The sequence below is a fragment of the Paenibacillus lutrae genome (assembly GCF_009757775.1).
GTDB lineage: Bacteria > Bacillota > Bacilli > Paenibacillales > NBRC-103111 > Paenibacillus_F > Paenibacillus_F lutrae.
On sequence record NZ_RHLK01000030.1, the window covers coordinates 1 to 19,158 of the forward strand.

Genomic DNA, 19,158 nt, shown 5'->3' on the forward strand with positions numbered 1-19,158 from the left:
ACTTGAAAGCGACCTTCGTTATTGCTCTTACTCAGCATTTTTTACACCTCGGCTCACCGTTTTACTTACTAATTCGATAAAAAAGCCTGTAGACCCTGCTCCTTGCGGAACTTTGTCTACAGGCTGGGATCTCCATTAGGGAGATCTGTTTTTTGTTATATAAAAAACTTGTTACCTAACTACCCGAAAAGGTGAAAAATGTAACTAAAGGTTGGTTTTTGTATGTTTTTAAAGAAGGAAGTGGGCTCTAGAGAACGAATTTAAGGATGAAGGGTTACAGGTTCCATAATTTTGAAGTATTTTGATGTATAAGATGAAATTTCTTATCGTATCGAGGTTTTCCGGCTGCTGAAATACGTGAGATGAAACCATTACAGGTATCCATTCGTCATAATAAGAGATTATTTGACATGAAAGGCAGCTATTTTTTATTTATCATGGCAAGATTCCGCTATAGGTTAACGATTCTATATTTATGCCGAGGGATGAGGTTGGTCATGCAGCAGATCAAGGAAATGTTGAAAAAATTAGAGAGAAGGACCTGGAGGCTGCCCAGCAAAGGGATGGGATTAATCAGTGCGTTTACGTTTCTCATACTTATCAGCTGCAGCTGGTGGGCTTGGTGGGCCGTGAATGGAATCGAAGCGGGGGCTCCTGGCCAATCGCCGGGCTTTAAGAAAGTGGTATCCATTAAAGCGCCTGATGAAGAATACGATGTGATTGTAATCGGCACCGATCCAGAAGGAATAGCAGCGGCTGTGTCTGCGGCACGCAATGGCCAGAAGACCTTGCTCGTTGAGGCCAGGGACAGAGATGTATTGGGAGGGCTTTTTACAATCGGATGGCTGAACAGTCTGGATAACAGCTTTGCTCCTAATGAGGATGGCCAGGCCAATCCGGATAAATTTCTCAACGAGGGTATTTTCCAGGAATGGCGCGAAGGTGTAGAGGGGACTTCGTTTGATATTAGAACTGCCGCCAACAAGTTCTATGAACTGGTTCGCAAAGAAAAGAAAATCGATCTGTTGATGCACGCATCTGCTCTGGAACCTACCGTTACCGATTCCGCAAATTCGAACAGTGAGGCCAAAACCGTAACAGGCCTGACGATTACAACTGCGGATGGAAAGATACATAAAGTCAAAGCAAGGACGGTTATTGACGCTACGCAGGATGCCGATGTTGCTGCCGCCGCAGGTGTACCGTTCACATTCGGCAGGGGGGATCTCGGGGATGAGAAATCACTGATGGCTGTAACGCTCGTCTTTAGCCTTAAAGGCATGACTGACGATATTTGGCAGCAGATGATTAAGAAGGGCGCTGGTGATCCGAACCTCAGTAAAGGTATGGGGGCAGACGCCATGAGCGGCTGGGGCTATTCCGATATGTGGAATTATGAATCTACGAATCCCGACCGGGTCAGAATGAGAGGCCTGAACATCGGCAGACAAAAGGATGGCACAATATTGATTAATGCCCTGCAGATCTTTGGGGTAGATCCTCTTAATCCGGAATCCGTCAAACAAGGGATTGAAATCGGCAAAACAGAGATTCCGCATGTGGTTGCTCATATGAAGAAGCATTATCCGGAACTGGCTCCTCTGGAACTCGGCAGTATAGCTCCTGAACTGTATGTCAGGGAATCTCGCCATATGATAGGGGAGTATCGACTGACGATGACAGATCTGCTTGATAACCGGGATCATTGGGACAAAATTGGCTATGGTTCTTACAACGCCGATATACAAAGTACGAATGCGAAATACCGGGGAACGATTATTATGAAACCTGCGCAGTATGCGATTCCGTTTCGTACACTTGTTCCGCAAAAGGTAGATGGAATCCTCGTTGTAGGCCGGTCTGCCAGCTTTGATACCTTACCTCACGGGTCTGCCAGAACGGTACCTGTCGGGATGGCCGCCGGGCAGGCGGCTGGAGCGGCTGCGGCGATTGCATCGGAGCGGAAAGTGACATTCCGCGATATGACCAATTCGAAGCCGCTGGTAACGGAGCTTCAGGACAAGCTGACTAAACAGGGAGTCCGGCTGCAGCCTTATCCGTTTGGTGCTCCTGCTTACACGAAACATAAAGCTTACGAGGGCCTGAAGACGGCTGTCAGTTTAGGAATCGCAAGCGGACATGAAACCAATGATTTCGCGCTGGACAAGCCTTCTAATCCGAAACAGTTGGTGAATGCTATTAACACGATGCGCACCGTAATTAGTAAAGCTTATCCTAAGGCTCTGACTGCCGGTGCGGATGTAACGATCAAGGGATTGACGAAACCGGATGAGATCGGCTTGACTTGGGAGCAGGCAGCATGGACGATCAGCCAGGCTGTAGGTGCCAAAGTAAAACGGAATGAAGCTGCCACATACGTGCTTGACCAGAAAATCGTCAATGGGACCACCTACGAACAAATTACCGATAAAGCAAAGCTTACGTATGGTGAGATTTATCTTCTTTTGCGGGATGTTCTCAAAGCGCAGGCGGGCGTCGTTTATAATTAAATTGCAATTGAATAGTTGAAGGTTATCCATGTTAAAGGCTGCGGCACTGCAGCCTTTTTCTTGTGACTGGGGATTTTTTTGCACAGAGTAAAGAAATTTGTCCTACTAACTAGGAGAAATCTGCTATAATGATAATATATGGAAAAATCTAGCTATATCTAGCCCGTCTTTACATGAACTTCTCATTAAATGAACTTCTCAAAGGAAAGTGAGCTCACTTGCATGAGGCAGTTAAGGTCTAATCCGGTTTACAAGCACATTGCCCGAAATGGGAAAGCTTATTTATTGACTTTATTAGTTCTTACAATCGTGAATAATCTGTTTAAAAATTCCGGCACCAGCACACACAACTGGGATGTCCTCTTGTTTTTAGGCAGCATCATCGCCGCAGTTTTTATTAAAAAGTCTGTCCCGCTGCAGTATGTGTTCGGGTTGTTTGCTTACGGCATTCTGTTTACGCTTCTGCCGGATATCGAGTATTTCAAGCTTCCTTCTGTCATGTATACGATTCTCCTGCTATACGCCTTTTTACTGCCGGGTCTATGGGCGCCCATAATAGTAGGCGCGGGTTTTATCCTCTATCTTCTTCTTAATTATTTCCCCACGGTGCAATTTGACTACATGCGTGTGAATCTCGTTGGTGTTATGTTCAATACGGTGGTGTATGCTTCCCTCAGCTATTTCTTCCGAAGAATGATGATCGAGCGTGATCTCCTCAAGGAGAGTGAAGCCCGTTACCGGAGCTTGATCGAAATATGTCCGGAACCGATTGTCGTTCAGCAGAACGGAAAGCTGGTTTATGCAAATCCGGCTGCGGTCAAAGCTTTAGGTGCTTATTCGCTGACTACCTTGACGGGCCGATCAGCTTTGCGTTTCCTGCATCCGGAATGTCGCAGAAGTGCGTTAACACACGTGGAGCAGGTGCTGGAAAAGGGAATCTCCGCCACGATGGAGCAGCGGTATATGCGGATGGATGGACAAGTACGCAGCTGCGAGCTGGTTCTGGTAGCTACAAATTATGGAGGCAAAAAAGCCTGCATGAGCATCGGCAAAGATATAACAGAGCGGAAGAAAGCAGAAGAAAAAATAAATTACATGGCCTACCATGATACTTTAACAGGCCTTCCCAACCGGAGTTACCTGAATAATTGTCTGGATACTGCATTGGAGCAGGCCGAACAGGCTAACATTCAGCTTGCTGTCCTTTTCCTTGATTTAGACCGGTTTAAGAACATTAACGATACCGTCGGACATGTTTACGGAGATATGCTGCTGCGTCAGGTTGCGGAGAGATTGAAAGAATCTGTAGGCCCCAATGATATCGTATCGAGACACAGCGGAGATGAGTTTGTGATCTTGTTGGAGAATAGATCAGAAAGCATGGTCAGAGAACAAGCTCAAGCCCTTCTCGATCAGTTTATACAGCCTTTTCAGCTGCATGGGCATGAGGTTTATACGACTACTAGTATCGGAATTAGTATGTATCCGCATGATGGGCTGGGACGGGATGCGCTAATCAAGCATGCAGACATGGCTATGTATCTCTCCAAAGAAAACGGCAAAAATAATTATCAGTTCTACAGCGTTCACAATAATCGTCTGGCACGCAAAATTAAACTGGAAAACGGTCTCCGCCGTGCCTTTGAGCATCAGCTTTTCACCCTGCATTATCAACCGCAAATTAATCTTGAGAACGGCCAAATTGTTGGAATGGAAGCGCTGTTACGTTGGCAGGATCCAGAGCTTGGGAATGTAACGCCTGGAGAGTTCATTCCGGTAGCTGAGGAGACTGGGCTAATCGTCCCTATAGGCAAGTGGGTACTCCAGACCGCCTGCGAACAATATCGCAGATGGCGTGAAGAGGGATTGCCCCGGATCAGGATGGCGGTCAATATCTCGGTCAGGCAGTTTCAGGATAAGCAATTCATCGATTTGATTGCCAGGGTACTGCAGGAGACAGGAATGGAGCCTGGAGATCTGGAATTGGAGATCACGGAAAGTATCATGCAGAATATGAAGGAATCGCTTGCGATACTGACTGAACTGAAGAGGATCGGAGTGAAAATATCGATCGATGACTTTGGAACGGGCTATTCTTCTCTCTCTCTGCTGGATAAGCTCCCTATTGATCACATTAAGATAGACCGGACTTTTATCGCTGAGATTGGAATGAATGCGAACACCGAGGCTCTGGTCAGAACGATTATTGACATGGGACGTAATCTCAGATTCGAATTGATCGGAGAAGGCATCGAACGTGAAGACCAATTGGAATTTCTCAAGCACAACAATTGTACCATGGGGCAGGGTTATCATATCAGCCGGCCGCTTCCTACGGAGGATGCAGCTGACCTCCTGCGGCTTGCGCGCCCCTTTGTCAGGGCTTAGGGTTAAGAAGAACCGCCTGCCGGACTTAACGGAAATGCAGGAATCTGGATGGCTATAAGAGGCTATGAAAAAGCAAAAGCTCCAGCCCTCACTTTCATGTGAGCTGGAGCTTTTTGCTTTTGGTAAGAATAAATTATGTGGAACATTTGTCGGTCGGGAACTTCTGCGGGGGCCGCCGGTGATAATTATTTTTGCTGCGCGTATCCGAGCAGGACCGGAGAAGGCTGCTCGATATACTGCGGCTTCACGCTAACTTGCTGCTCCAGGAGTGTCTGCCTATCGAGCAGAATCCCGCTTTCGACAGTCCTTACAGCGACAGGGAGTCCCAAATGTTCCGTGAGCAGCGATGCCGCATGAACGGGGGCTGTTTCACCTGCCGGCCACTCGCAGGTTACCAGAAGCGTGTCACCACCAGGTGTTGTCTTCCAGGCAATGGGAGGCTTCGGCAAGGAATAGACTGCTTCGTGAATGTCGTGCGGTTCCAGCAGACGGTCGCCCACGCTGATTCTGTCACCGGAACGGCCGAAATGATTCAGTTTAGGCCCGGTCCTGCCGCATGGGCAGGTAAGAGATTCCAGGGAGATGATGTCACCGTTCAAATACCGCAGTAATGGAGAACCTTCATGAGTTAGAGTTGTGATGACGGCCCTGCCTTTACTGCCCGAATGAACCGGCCCTGACAAATCCTCTTGCAGAACCTCCACATGGAAGTCACGATCGGCCACATGAAGAATACCATGCTCGCACATGGCGGCAATATTTGCGGTTTCCGTAGAGCCGTAGAGATTGTACGTCGGTACGCCCCACAGCTCCTCAATATGCCGGCGCCGGGGTTCTGCCAGCAGCTCTCCTGCGACGCCTAGCGCTCTCAGGTGAGGAAAGTCAGAGCGGCTGCGGCTGTCTAGCCCAAGAAGACGGGCTGTCTCAGCCAGCAGCTCCATTTCACGGGCTAGCCCCGTGATCACGGTGACGTTCAGCTTGCGAAGCAGTTCGATGATACGCGGATAAGGCGTCATCGTGCTGCGGCTGCTGGCGGGCAGGATACATGCTCCGGCTTGCCAAGCGGCCTGCTGCACAAGATGAGCGGGCAGCGACAGCGCATAGGGGAACCGGTTCAGCAGCCGATCCTCATTCGTCAGACGCAGCCCCGAATCCAGGATCTGCCGTCCTCCGGCTTCCAGATCGGCCCGTGTGAACCAGGCGGATGCGGGTGGACCGGTTGTGCCGTACGTCTCGAAATACTCAGCCACATCTTGGGGCGCAGCTGCAAGCAAATTCCACGGACCCGCCTCACGGAGATGGTCCTTCGTCGTAAGCGGAAGCTCTCCGATGCGATCTAGATCGCGAATCGTTTTGTGTTCCGGTGAAAGATGCTGCTGGTAAAAAGGCGACTGTGCCAAGCGGTCCATAAAGGCGGCGAATTTGACGGACATCGGTAGTCCCCCTTTCAAGCTCTATTGTTCGATAATAAGTTCATCCACTTTGACGCCGACATGGCGTCCAGGGTCCATGGTATAGCCAAGTACTTGATCACCTGGTTTGAGGGTAGTGATATTAATAGGCTGACCGTTTGTCCCGAAGACACGGACATGCCAATCTTCCTGCATGATGACGTTGAGTTTCGTGCCGTCATCGGCCTGGGCCTCGATGTAGAGCAGCGGTCTGCGCTCGATTTTGACGCGTCCGACAGACACCCGGCGCGCTTTACCGGACGTACTGACTACGAGGACTTCCATTCCCGAGCGCAGATCGGACAAGTACCAGGTCCGGTTGTCAGGAGCGAGCACATATGTGTGCAGGCTGCCCGCGTTAATACGGAAGGGCCTTGTTGGCATATACGGAAGCGGGTGGGTCTCACTGCAGGCAAGGATGCCGCCACAGGAGAACGAGCCGAGAAGAATTCCCTCATCCAGGCCCAGGTAGCTTGTCAGATCAATGCAGGCACGGTCGCCCATACCGACATGTTCCGTGCGGGTGATTGTGAGCTTCTGGAGTGTCTGGCCGCTCTTATCACCGGTCGAAGTAAGTACTTCACCGACTGCATAGACCTGGCCCAGGTCGCTGGAAGCAATAAGAACCCCGTCCGCACCGCATTCGAGGACGCCGAAAACAACCTTGGCCTCCACATCGTCACGGACTTTCATAACGACCTCAGTCCCATGATTCTGGGCATCGGCAAGTACAATTTCCAGCGGGATTTTGGTATCATCCCGGAATTCTACGATCAGGAGCGGCACCTCATGAGTCATGGCTACCGCAAGCTCAAGGGAGGCAGGGTCCGTTACGTTCACGGTCGTACCGACCTTGCACGTAATTGTCCCGCGGTTGCGCTTGAACCAGTTACTTGTGATGACAGAAGGCTCTAGGATCACAATGTCATAAGCTGCATTTAACGCAGTCAATTTATCCGTGGAGGGAACCCCCTCCACATAAGTGATTTTCGCAAGATTGGGCGGGATCTGTTCGAGTTGCTGCTCAGCGGCCACGACACCTGTGAATTTCTGGTGAGGAAGAGCCTGCACAATCGGGCTCCACTGCTCCGGTGCGGTTAATTCACTAATATCGAACCAAGCATACTTGGTCCGTACGGGTGCGATCGGCTTAGTGCGGGCATTATTTAAACTGGACGAGCCCCCGGTTCCTCCCGCTTTATTCTTGTCACCAGTTGTTGCGGCTTTCATTGTGTTGTCGTGGTTTTCTTTATTTGTAAGGTTTAAAGATGACGCGTCTGTCTCTGCTTCAACGGCTTTGTTATCCGCCGGAGCATTTTTTAGCACTTTACTCAATTCGTTCAGTCTCCTCTCTAATATATACAATGAACTCGCCGTGCTTTTCCGGCATCGCGTTCCACCCGGTCGACGATCCTGGCCGAGCATTTTTGACCTACAATTGATCCTAGATGAGCCTCGATTTCTGCAGTCAGCAGTTGCGGGTTTAGATCGGGGGAAGCCATTTCGGCCTCAACAAGAAGCTCGCCATTCTCAATGATCAGGCGGTACCAGTTGCCGACACCGGCAAGCTGGAGGAGATGCTGCTCCAGATACAGGGGAGAGAACGGGCCGCTGCGCAGCTTAATCTGATCGCCTAAACGACCGCGCAGATGAAGGCGGCGAAGCTTACAGCCGCATTGGCAGGGGTCTTCTTCGATATAGCCAAGATCACCCGTTTTGTAACGGATCACGGGCATCCCATCGCGCAGAAGAGAAGTCAGCACGATTTCCCCCGTAGCACCGGGCTTCAGAAGGACTCCGGTTGCCGGGTGGACGATTTCGGCGTACACATGTCCTTCCGTTAAGTGAAAACCCTCGTGCTGAAGACATTCAATGCCGATTAATCCTACTTCTAAAGAACCATATAAAGTTGTCGCCGGGCAATTCCACAGTCGTTCGATTCTTTCTCGGAGGGCAGGGGATGCTCCCTCTCCTGTCAGAAATAAATGGCAGAGCTTAAAATCCCGATGCAGGTCTATTCCAAGTTCGTGTGCCTTCTCGGCAAGTGTAACTGCATAGGAAGGTGCGATGACGAGCGTCTTTATATTCCAGGCAAGCATGCACTCGAGAGCCTTATCGGGCTGTGAGTAAGCACCCCCTTTGCCAAGAGGAAGCACCGTGCATTCCTGCATGACCTGAAAGACACGATGAAACGAAAGGCCCGAAGAACTCATTTCATACGGGAGTGCGTTACCGACTACCGTACCTTTGGTATCCTGCATAAGGGAAGGATAGTTGGGGGCGACATCCAGCCGGTACAGATCGTTAAGGGTATGGCCGATATAGATCGGTTTACCTCCAGTTGTGCCGGTTGAAGTATGAATATGAGCGAGATTCGGATTACACACGATGGCTTGGGGATTGCCGCGGAGATCCTCTTTTGTCAGAAAAGAAAGACGCGCAAAAAATTCCGGATCGGATGCCTCCTCCGGCGTAAGTCCGGCCTCTTTCAGCCTCTGTTCATAGAAAGGATTGGTCTCGGACGCATGCTGCAGCAGACTCCAAAGAACACGCCGATGATAGGCCTCTACTTCAGAGCGGCTTAGATTTTCAATCGAAAGACCCCGTCCGTTCAGATCCTGGAACCAACGGATATGAGGCTCAAAGCGGTCTTCATTCGTTTCGCTTGCTGGGGTGATGATTTTCACCTGGGTTCCCCTTTTTAAAGCGATGGCCATGGATCACTAACCTCCCCTTTTCTATAGTCCCAGTAAACGAGATATCGTGCGGTATAGAACGGTTTCCTTATCTTCGTCCGAAATGCGCAAACGTTCAATTTTGACCCGTTCTACATACGGGTCAGAGAGTGGAAACTCGGAGCCATAGAAGATTTTGTCCGGTCCGGCCTGCTGGATCGCGGTCATAATAGCAAGTGGATTTGCGGTAGAAGTCTCCAGATAAATATTGTCCCGTGATGCTGCGAGTTCAATCGTATCGATATCCAGAGGGCCGACTCCCATATGTCCGATCACAAAATTTGTTTTGGGAAAGCTCTTCGCGAGTTCACCCAGTGCAGCCGTACTGACGTTTGGATTAAAAAGGACATGAGTATAGTAGGGAATATTAAAGTCGGCGCATAGAGCCGCGAGTTCCTGAGATACTTTTCCTGTAAAAGCAAACTGGTGGACGAGAGGGGACATTTTGAGACCCTTGAATCCATTGTTATGTGCTTCGTCTAAAGCCGCCAAGGCCGCTTCAGTCCCGTCACCCGGATTAATGCAGCAGAAACCGTAGAAACGGTCGGGATGCTCACGCATAATCTCCAACACCACGTCGTTAGGCGGAATCGTCGTGATCGGCCGCTCTTGTCCGGTAATAAAGCGCGTCATACGGCGGACGTCGAGCATCCCTCCCGGTACCAGGACAGCTCGCGACACGCCTGCCGCTTCCATATCGGCCAGCAGCAGCTCGGGACTGCTATGGGCTTCACGCGAAATATGAGCGTGGCCATCAATAATCATGCGTATTCCTCCCATGTCTCCATATCGAGATGACTAATCTTGGCCCGGGAAGGATTCCCGGTTAAAACGAGCTCCTGTTCGTATAAGCTATATGTATTGTAGGCCTCTTCGGGACTGCATCTTTTATGAACGAGGTCGCTAAGAGCTTGGCACATATGCGAAGGATGCGGATCTTCGAAAAGATTACGGCCTACACAGAGTCCGCGGCCCCCGGCATCCAGCATTTCTTGTACACCTCGGAAGAAAGCGAGTTTATCGGTTGTGGAGTTTCCACCCGCCAGCAGCACCGGAATATCGAATGCGGATACAACCTCAGCAGCTGCCTCCGGGCTGGATGGATTCTGGATCTTCACAAGATCCGCACCCAGTTCACCGGCTAACCGGACAGCATGGGCAATCTTACGTGAAGTTGCCGACAGGGAGGACGTGTCCTCCTGGACATTCATCATAGCCAGCACGGGCATTCCCCACGCATAGGCTTCATCGCATACTATACCCAGATCGCGAATCATCTCATGTTCCTGGGGGACGCCTACATTCACATGTACGGAAATCCCTGCAGCGCCTATTTGCAGCCCGTGACGTACGGTAGATACAATTTGTTTCCGGGATGGATCTGGGCCTAACGTTGTGGATGCAGATAGATGTAGAATAAATTCAGTGCCCCAAGCCGGCTCGTCTCCTTCCAGCGCTCGATGAATCGCGCCTTTGTGGGCAATAAGGGCTTGAAGCCGGAATCGGTTGGCTATACGTACCAGTTCAGGCATAGAAGACAATCCGCGAAGAGGTCCATAGGTAGTCCCGTGATCCACCGGAAGCATTAAAGAACGTCCGGATTTAGGGTGAAAAAGCTTTGAAAGCCGCAGCAGCTTGCTCATATGGTTCTCCTCTCCGATCAAAAATAGATGAAAATGAAAACGCATGTTCAGGAGAATAGATCTCTTACTCTCTTAAACGGTGTGCTAGAAAACAATAAGTTAATTGGATCATGCAGTTTTTATCCCGGCAAATTTCGATAGATGGAGTAATTTCTTTTAAATAGAGGGAAACAATCGGACTATTGTCTTAGAACGAAGGACTCAGATGTCAGTTCTGATGGGGGATAGAATAGTCACCATGATCCACATTGGTTTAAATGTAATAGAATACAAAATCAACCAGTAGTAGGTTTCATCTATGATTTTACTTTTTTAGACAAAAAAAGTAAATTGAATTTTTTAAAAAAGAACAAAAACAAAAAAAATCCTCATAATCAGGACCCTCGTACCTGTTCAATTATCTAGAGATAAGAATGAGAACGCGTTTATGGTTAACCGCACCTTGCAGGAGTTAGGCCGGGTGCTTTCCAGCGAAGGATTATTATTAAGGATGTAAACGCTGATAAAAATAAGTAGTTAAACAGAACTAGTAAAATATATTCATAAGATGTTGAAGAATTTTCTAAAGAATTTTAAAAGGGATTTACAAAATTCGCAGAGATAAATAAAAAAGCAAACCTCCGCTGATGACTGGCAGGTTTGCTTATATAAATTATAGATTGCCCGTCATATACGGACGAGTCGAAAGTGAGCTTACAAGGTAATGCTGAAATAAAAAACGCGCCACGGCGGGATTCGAACCCGCGACGCACAGTTTAGGAAACTGTCGCTCTATCCTGCTGAGCTACGGGCGCATGGGCAAATTCGATATTTAGTATAACACAGGTTTGTTTATGGAACAAAGCACTTGATTTAACTATTTATCCGGCTGCTGTTGCGGGTCCAGTTTGCTTTTGGCCTCTTTAGCCTGCTGGCGGAGGTTCCGGAAAAAGTTGGTCAGCTGCGCGGCGCAATCCTGCTGCAGGACACCGCTTACTACATCGACGCGATGATTAAAGCGTTCTTCCTGCAATAGATTCATTAAGGTTCCGGCACATCCTGCCTTGGGGTCCGTTGTTCCGTAAATCACCTGTGGGATGCGGGCCTGTACAATCGCCCCCGCGCACATGGGGCACGGCTCCAGCGTTACATAAAGTGTGCATTCCAGCAGCCGCCAGGCACCGATTCGTTCGCTTGCTTCGCGGATCGCGATCATTTCGGCGTGAGCAGTAGGATCCAGGGAAGTTTCACGCAGGTTATGGCCCCGTCCGATAATCTCATTATCCCGTACAATAATTGCTCCAATAGGCACTTCACGTAAAGTCTCCGCTTTGCCAGCTTCCTTGATGGCCTCTTGCATCCAATACTCATGTTCGGATAGAAATTGGTTATCCTGTCGTTCATTTGGCATGTGTATACTCCTCTGTAGTATTTGGGAAATAGAGTGTAACAAAACGAGTTATTCCCCGAACGTTTATTCCTTTGTTAACATGTTGTGGATATAAATGTGGATAACTTATTTGCCGCCTTTATTTAGGTGCTATTAGTCTAACCAAAACCGCTATCGAGAGCAACAAGGCCCTAAATCCTGCTTCCTCGGGCAAAAGCCGATAAGCCACTTAAACAAGAATGATTATTAAAGTTTAAATTGAACAAATTATTTGAAAATTCAATTAATTATTTACTGATAGGACAAGGGGACTCGCGGTTTTTTTGTAAAATAACATCGGTTCATTGCGGTTGAGGAAAAAAGTTATTCAGTCTTATCTCGGACAAAAAATCAATTACTCACAGGTGGATAAAATAAAAAAACTTAAAGGTTGTTAACAACTTGTGGATAGTATTGTTAATAACTGATTTTACTGTGGATAACTAAGTTGATAAGGACCGGTTTAAGGCATAATTGTGCGCTAAAAAAACTCAAGCGCACCCGGAAACATTTAACACCTTTCAACCGTCTAATAAAAGGTAAATCCTTGAAGAGGTGACGTATCTATGCCAATTAAAATAATAGGGGTCCCAGAACCCTTTAATCGCAAATATTTGCTTTCAGTATCGGGAACATGTTTTTTGAGTATGGTGTTAGGAATGCTTTACTTGCCTTTCATAAAAGAACAGGGAGCCTTCTCTTATGAATTTCTGGCTCATGAACTCGGATCCGAACGGGAGAGTGTCAGTCTGTGGGCTATGGTTTCCATAGCATTGGGCCTTATTATGGCCTGCGGAATTGTATATTTGCTGCTTTCCGGATACCTCAAGCACGCCGTAATCGTAGTAATGACGTTGACAGTCTCGGCTCTAATAGTCATACAACTGCCACCCGTCTTTTTATGGGGAATGGTGCTGCCTTTTGACGGTTCAGCTTTTCTGCCTATTGCGCTTCACGGCTTCGTCCTTCTGGGAGGAATATGGTCGGTAGGTGTATTCGGTGCGCTCTATAGAATCTCTAAATTGTAACGACTTGACGTATGGTTTATAATATAAGATGGTGCATTTTTAATCTAAGAATCAAGGAGTGTCACATACATGGCTTTGAAAGCAGGAATCGTCGGGTTGCCGAACGTTGGAAAATCGACACTATTTAATGCAATTACACAAGCGGGTGCGGAATCCGCCAATTATCCATTCTGTACGATTGATCCAAACGTCGGTGTAGTTGAAGTGCCTGACGAAAGAATGCAGAAGCTGGTCGAACTTGTGAACCCGAACCGGGTCGTGCCGACTGCTTTTGAGTTTGTCGATATTGCAGGTTTGGTTAAAGGTGCAAGCAAGGGGGAAGGACTGGGAAATAAATTTCTGGCCAATATCCGCGAAGTAGACGCCATTGTTCATGTGGTTCGTTGTTTTGTAGACGAGAATATTACGCACGTATCGGGAACAGTCGATCCTATCTCGGATATCGAGACCATCAATCTGGAACTGATCCTGGCTGATCTGGACTCGGTTGAGAAACGGATTGATCGTTCGCGTAAAAATATGAAGGGCGGTAACAAGCAGTACGCCGCTGAAGTAGAATGTTTTGAGAAAATTAAAGAAGCGCTGTATAACGATCAGCCGGCACGCAGTGTCGAACTGACCGATGAGGAGCGCATACTCGTGCGGGACCTGCACTTGCTTACAATGAAGCCAGTTCTTTATGCGGCGAATGTGAGCGAGTCGGAAGTGGCGGATGGCGATAACAACCCTTATGTGCAGAAGGTACGGGAATTCGCGGCTAAGGAAGGCGCGGAGGTTGTTGCGATTTCAGCGAAAGTTGAATCCGAGATCGCAGAGCTTGAAGGCGAAGACAAAGAGATGTTCCTTGAAGAACTGGGCTTGCAGGAATCGGGTCTGGATCGTCTAATTAAGGCCGCATACAAACTGCTCGGCTTATATACGTACTTTACAGCGGGTGTTCAGGAAGTAAGAGCCTGGACGATTCGGAAGGGTACTAAGGCTCCACAGGCAGCGGGCGTTATTCATACGGATTTTGAACGCGGATTTATTCGTGCGGAAGTTGTTTCATATGATGATCTGGTCAGCTGCGGCTCTATGGGGGCAGCCCGTGAGAAAGGCGTTCTTCGATTGGAAGGTAAGGAGTATGTCGTGAAAGACGGCGACGTTATGCATTTCCGTTTCAACGTATAGCAACGCGTAGCGGGTTCAGGTTTGCATATAGAGTGATGAGAACGAAATTGCAGCAGGCAGACAGTACGGGCGTTTGAATGGGGAGGAGCAGGACGCTTTCCATGGCCCCGGCTTCTCCTGTTGTTCTTCTATGGTTAATGGAGATCAGGCTGGCTTATATAGCAAGAAATCATGAAATTTGAGTAAGGAGTGATCCTAATGCTGGATCGATTACAGGCTCTGGCGGATCGCTATGAGAAATTGAGCGAACTGCTCTGTGACCCGGATGTAACGAGCGATACCAAGAAACTTCGCGAATATTCCAAAGAACAATCGGATCTTCAGGATGCTTACGACGCTTATGTGGAGTACAAGGATGTTCTGGAGCAGTTTGATTCTGCGAAAGCTATGCAAGCCGAGAAACTGGATGACGAGATGCGTGATTTAGTCAAAATGGAAATCGAGGAACTAAGCGGCCGCAGAGACGAGCTTGAAGAACGTCTTACCGTATTGATGCTTCCTAAAGATCCTAACGACGATAAGAACGTTATTGTTGAGATTCGCGGTGCCGCTGGCGGTGATGAAGCGGCTCTATTTGCCGGTGATCTGTACCGGATGTACAGCAAGTTTGCTGATGCACAGGGCTGGAAGACGGAAGTTTTGGAAGCTAACGTGAATGACCTTGGCGGATTCAAAGAAATTATTTTCATGATCAACGGCAAGGGCGCTTACAGCAAAATGAAATTCGAAAGCGGGGCGCACCGTGTGCAGAGGATTCCGGTTACGGAATCGGGCGGCCGTATTCATACATCTACTTCAACCGTAGGTGTTATGCCGGAGATGGAAGAAATCGATATCGAAATCAGAGATAACGATATTCGTGTAGATACGTTCTGTTCCAGTGGTGCTGGCGGGCAGTCCGTTAATACGACCAAGTCGGCAGTCCGGGTGCTGCATGTACCAACAGGGATTATGGCGACTTGCCAGGACGGTAAATCACAGAATGATAACAAAGCCAAAGCTCTACAAGTCCTGCGGGCCCGTATTTATGATGTGAAGAGACAGGAAGAAGAAGCGAAGTATGCCGGTGAGCGTAAAAGTAAAGTGGGCACGGGTGACCGCAGCGAGCGGATCCGGACTTACAATTTCCCGCAAAGCCGTGTAACCGATCACCGTATCGGCTTGACTCTTCATAAGCTTGATATGGTGCTGAATGGGGATCTTGGCGAAATCGTCAACGCACTGACCATGACGGCCCAAGCCGAGCTTCTTGAAAAAGGGGAGCAATAAGAACCGATGAAAAGGCTGGAAATTAAAGCCGTCATGACTATCCGAGAAGCCTATTCCCAGGCTTCTTCTTTTTTGAAAGAGAAGCAAATTCAGGACGCCTCCATTTGCGCAGAGATTCTGCTCCAGCACGTGCTGGGCTGGAGCCGGACGCAGTTCTTCCTGGCCATGGAAGAACCATTCCCTGCCGCGCACCTGGAGCAGTGGCGCGAGGTGATAGAGCGTAAGGCCGCAGGTGAGCCGGTGCAGTATATCACCGGCGAACAGGATTTCTTCGGCCTTACGCTGCAAGTCACAGACGCGGTTCTGATTCCGCGTCCGGAAACCGAGCTCCTCGTGGAGGAAATCCTCCGCGAGGGCTCGCGTTTGTACCCGCAAGGCGCTCCGCTTCTTGCGGATATCGGCACCGGGAGCGGAGCCATTCCGGTGAGCCTGCTGCACGCGCGTCCGGATTGGCGCGCGGCCGCCTGCGACCTCTCGCCGGAGGCGCTGAAGGTCGCACAGGGCAACGCCCGGCGCTGCGGCGTTGCAGAGCGGATCGCCTTCTATGACGGCGATCTGCTGCAGCCTTGTATCGATCGAGGTCTGGCGATCGATATTCTAGTGTCTAACCCGCCGTACATTCCGGCGGGGGATGCACCCGGGCTGCAGCCCGAGGTACGCGACTATGAGCCTCACCTTGCTTTGTTCGGAGGCGATGACGGGCTTGATCTGTACCGCCGCCTCTGCGGGCAAATCCCGATGCTTGCGAAGCAGCCGAAGCTGGTGGGCCTCGAGGTCGGCATTTATCAGGCTGGAGCGGTGGCTGATATGCTGCGCGCTGCAGGGGACTGGAGCGAGATCCGCTTTGTAAAAGATCTTGCAGGTATTGACCGGCATGTTTTAGCTATCGGGGCTGTTGATTAAGTGAGGAAGAGAGAGTGAGGGAGAGACTCACGGGAGGCAACAGGCTTGAGTGAAGAGCGTGGATCAGCGAACGATCCTGATTTTTGTAAGAGAACAGGAATCGGTTATAGCGTTACTGGAGAGCAAGGCGCATCTAATCTCCATAGTGATTGGTTCTGCTTCTGCCCGTAATATAAGCCTGTAAGCCCGACCTGTGTAGAAACTCTCTCTTAATCATCCAAAATATTCCAATGTTCCACGTGAAAAAAGATAGATTGCTAGTTTAATAGTGACTTGCTTTGACCATACTAACTGTTACAGAGGGAAGCCGTGACTAATCTACTTCAGACAAGTCAGAGCTTTCCGGTAATGGGAGGGAATTAAAATGGTCATTCGTAAATCATACAAGCACTTATATTATACGCTGTTCGCTATTATTATCATGATGATGAGTTGGGAAGGCGTACGCACGAATGCGGCTCTAGCCGAACCCGCCATACCCGAGCAGGCAATCAGACTGCGTATTCTCGCTAATTCGGACAGACCGGAAGATCAGGCTGTTAAGAGCCAGGTAAGGGATGCCATCCTTGCGCAGATGAACCAGTGGGTTACGGGGCCCCAGACATTGGATGAAGCCCGTACAATCATTCAGGAGAACTTGCCTCTGCTTGAAAAAGTCGTCGCCGAGACGCTCCAGCTTCGCGGATTGGGCAATGTTCCTTATACCATAGAGTTAGGAAAAGTCCCGTTCCCGACTAAAATGTATGGTAACCGCGTATACCCGGCCGGAGATTATGAGGCACTTCGTGTAAGGATAGGAGAAGGTAAGGGCCAGAACTGGTGGTGCGTATTGTTTCCTCCTCTTTGTTTTGTAGATGGTGTTTCTGGCGAAGCTGTTGCGCAGGCAGCTCCTGCCGATGGACAACAGGATGCTGGGGCAGGGGAGAAAGCGCCGCAAGGCGGGAACGCCGGGGAAGACTCCACTTTAACGGCTGCTGATGCTGCAGCTAATGGGGATACCGAGGTTAAGTTTTTCTTGTGGGAAATATTGAAGAGTGTCTTCGGATTCTTTATGAATCTGTTTGGATAAAACATGAACATCAATAAGGGTGATGCAACTTTGACCGAACATTGGGTCGTTAATCATAAATCAGATGTTGATGCCGCTGACAGAGCAATCTCTGAAGCGGCCCGTCTTCTCAGGCTTGGGGAAACGGTTGCTTTTCCTACCGAGACCGTATATGGCCTTGGCGCGGATGCTACTAATTCGGATGCGGTAAAAGGTATCTATTCGGCCAAAGGCCGCCCATCCGATAATCCCCTTATCGTACATATCGCAGATCGGGATCAGATGGATGCTTTTGCCGAGGAGGCGGCTGAGCCGCTGCAGCGGCTCATGAATGCGTTCTGGCCCGGACCGCTGACTATTATCGTCCCAGTTCGTACAGGTGCTTTGTCCCCGCTGGTTACGGCGGGGCTTAATACGGTCGGGGTACGAATACCCGACCATCCGGTTGCGATTGCGGTGCTGAGAGCAGCAGGCTGTCCTGTAGCGGCTCCCAGCGCTAATAGCTCGGGCAGGCCTAGTCCGACAACAGCCGAGCACGTCTCCGAAGACCTAGGCGGCCTTATCGGCGGTATTGTCGATGGAGGGGCGACAGGAGTCGGCGTGGAATCGACTGTTGTCGAGTGGGCAAACGGAGCGCTTTACGTGCTGCGCCCCGGAGGCGTTACCGCCGAGCAGCTTCGCGAAGCGCTGCCGGATGTGTCTGTGCGCGAGCCCGCGCGCACAGAGGAGCCTGCCGGGACGCCTAGAGCTCCCGGCATGAAGTACACGCATTATGCCCCCAGGGGCAGCATGCGTGTAGTTCTCGGCGACGACCCGCAAGCGGTCGCCGCATGGATGCGGCGTGAGCTGGACGCCGCCAAAGCCCGGGGTGAGCGGACAGGCGTGCTCACCTTCGATGAACGGCGCGGTCTGCACCGCGCCGATGTGGTCGTGGCTGCGGGGAGTCTTGCGCAGCCGGATACGATTGCGCGCGGGCTGTATAGCGCGCTCCGGCAGTTCGATCAGCAGCATGCGACGTTTATACTCGCTGAGGGCTGTTCGGAGGCAGGCATCGGACGTGCAATCATGAATCGGCTGCTTAAAGCTGCCGGACATGAGGTCGTTCGAGTATAGAAGACGTATTTCTTGATGCTATTGAATCTATACATCCTATAGTGAAATTCGTATGCAGACTGCAATGCGGATGAAGTATGTATGGACCTAGCGTGAGAGAAGCAGTAAATGTGGTCTCTATAACAACAGGAAACCTGTACTATTATATATAGAACTATATATAGAACGAGAAAAGTCTATGAGGGTTGAGGGAGCAGAATAAGCTGCTTTGAGCTGTATTTCGCTCCCTTTGACAACTGTGTGGATTATCGGAAAAACGAGTGAAAACAACTTTTTTGCAATTGGAATATTTTTCTGGTTGTCAAATGTGATTATCCTTGGTATGATGTAATTCCGGCCGAGAGAAACGCCGGTACAAACGAGTAACACGCAAGAGATTGTCCTTTGAAAACTGAACAACGAGTGATTGAAACGTCTTGAGCAATCAGGACGCTAAACAGAGAAGAAATTCTCGTCAGCATTGAATTTTTGAGCTATTCAGCTTGAGATAAA

General features: G+C 49.5%; 15 protein-coding genes and 1 tRNA gene. 9 read left to right on the top strand and 7 right to left on the bottom strand.

The features are described 5' to 3' along the window. Positions 1 to 497: 497 nt before the first annotated feature. Together EDM21_RS24225 and EDM21_RS24230 are read left to right on the top strand one after the other, a co-directional pair. On the top strand, positions 498 to 2,510 hold the full coding sequence (locus EDM21_RS24225) for an FAD-dependent oxidoreductase (protein ID WP_157338923.1): 2,013 nt from the start codon (positions 498 to 500) through the stop codon (positions 2,508 to 2,510). A gap of 285 nt (positions 2,511 to 2,795) precedes the next feature. Continuing rightward, on the top strand, positions 2,796 to 4,898 hold the full coding sequence (locus tag EDM21_RS24230; RefSeq protein WP_235918349.1) for a putative bifunctional diguanylate cyclase/phosphodiesterase: 2,103 nt from the start codon (positions 2,796 to 2,798) through the stop codon (positions 4,896 to 4,898). A gap of 185 nt (positions 4,899 to 5,083) precedes the next feature. On the opposite strand, the gene EDM21_RS24235 is transcribed toward EDM21_RS24230, so the two are convergent. From EDM21_RS24235 to tadA, 7 genes are all read right to left on the bottom strand, one after another. After that, positions 5,084 to 6,331: a phenylacetate--CoA ligase family protein gene (locus EDM21_RS24235; protein WP_157338925.1), complete on the bottom strand. Its 1,248-nt coding sequence runs from the start codon at positions 6,329 to 6,331 to the stop codon at positions 5,084 to 5,086. Positions 6,332 to 6,352: 21 nt separating this feature from the next. Beyond that, positions 6,353 to 7,675, bottom strand: coding sequence for a 3-dehydroquinate synthase II family protein (locus tag EDM21_RS24240; RefSeq protein WP_338044044.1), 1,323 nt, complete (start codon positions 7,673 to 7,675; stop codon positions 6,353 to 6,355). A gap of 26 nt (positions 7,676 to 7,701) precedes the next feature. Continuing rightward, entirely contained in the window at positions 7,702 to 9,066 is a 1,365-nt protein-coding gene (locus EDM21_RS24245; protein ID WP_157338926.1) for a phenylacetate--CoA ligase family protein, read from the bottom strand. Between the two features lie 21 nt (positions 9,067 to 9,087). After that, on the bottom strand, positions 9,088 to 9,849 hold the full coding sequence (locus EDM21_RS24250; protein ID WP_157338927.1) for an amidohydrolase family protein: 762 nt from the start codon (positions 9,847 to 9,849) through the stop codon (positions 9,088 to 9,090). Beyond that, positions 9,846 to 10,727 (bottom strand): class I fructose-bisphosphate aldolase, encoded by an 882-nt coding sequence (locus EDM21_RS24255; RefSeq protein ID WP_157338928.1) that lies wholly within the window; start codon positions 10,725 to 10,727, stop codon positions 9,846 to 9,848. Before EDM21_RS24255 ends, EDM21_RS24250 begins: the two co-directional genes overlap by 4 nt. A gap of 719 nt (positions 10,728 to 11,446) precedes the next feature. Next, positions 11,447 to 11,521 (bottom strand) — tRNA-Arg (locus EDM21_RS24260). Between the two features lie 62 nt (positions 11,522 to 11,583). Beyond that, entirely contained in the window at positions 11,584 to 12,117 is a 534-nt protein-coding gene (gene tadA, locus EDM21_RS24265) for a tRNA adenosine(34) deaminase TadA (RefSeq protein ID WP_157338929.1), read from the bottom strand. 686 nt (positions 12,118 to 12,803) lie between these two features. Between tadA and EDM21_RS24270 the strand changes: the two genes are divergently transcribed. The 7 genes from EDM21_RS24270 (at position 12,804) to EDM21_RS24295 (ending at position 18,666) form a co-directional block, all read left to right on the top strand. Then, positions 12,804 to 13,163, top strand: coding sequence for a hypothetical protein (locus EDM21_RS24270; protein WP_157338930.1), 360 nt, complete (start codon positions 12,804 to 12,806; stop codon positions 13,161 to 13,163). 69 nt (positions 13,164 to 13,232) lie between these two features. After that, on the top strand, positions 13,233 to 14,333 hold the full coding sequence (gene ychF / locus EDM21_RS24275) for a redox-regulated ATPase YchF (protein ID WP_157338931.1): 1,101 nt from the start codon (positions 13,233 to 13,235) through the stop codon (positions 14,331 to 14,333). Positions 14,334 to 14,531: 198 nt separating this feature from the next. After that, entirely contained in the window at positions 14,532 to 15,602 is a 1,071-nt protein-coding gene (prfA, locus tag EDM21_RS24280; protein WP_157338932.1) for a peptide chain release factor 1, read from the top strand. Positions 15,603 to 15,608: 6 nt separating this feature from the next. Continuing rightward, positions 15,609 to 16,505, top strand: a complete 897-nt coding sequence (gene prmC / locus EDM21_RS24285; RefSeq protein WP_157338933.1) for a peptide chain release factor N(5)-glutamine methyltransferase — start codon at positions 15,609 to 15,611, stop codon at positions 16,503 to 16,505. Positions 16,506 to 16,554: 49 nt separating this feature from the next. Further along, positions 16,555 to 16,689, top strand: coding sequence for a hypothetical protein (locus EDM21_RS25290; RefSeq protein ID WP_268893106.1), 135 nt, complete (start codon positions 16,555 to 16,557; stop codon positions 16,687 to 16,689). A 180-nt stretch (positions 16,690 to 16,869) separates the two neighbouring features. Further along, positions 16,870 to 17,574: a stage II sporulation protein R gene (spoIIR, locus tag EDM21_RS24290; RefSeq protein ID WP_157338934.1), complete on the top strand. Its 705-nt coding sequence runs from the start codon at positions 16,870 to 16,872 to the stop codon at positions 17,572 to 17,574. A 30-nt stretch (positions 17,575 to 17,604) separates the two neighbouring features. Next, positions 17,605 to 18,666 (top strand): L-threonylcarbamoyladenylate synthase, encoded by a 1,062-nt coding sequence (locus tag EDM21_RS24295; RefSeq protein WP_235918351.1) that lies wholly within the window; start codon positions 17,605 to 17,607, stop codon positions 18,664 to 18,666. Positions 18,667 to 19,158: the final 492 nt, after the last annotated feature.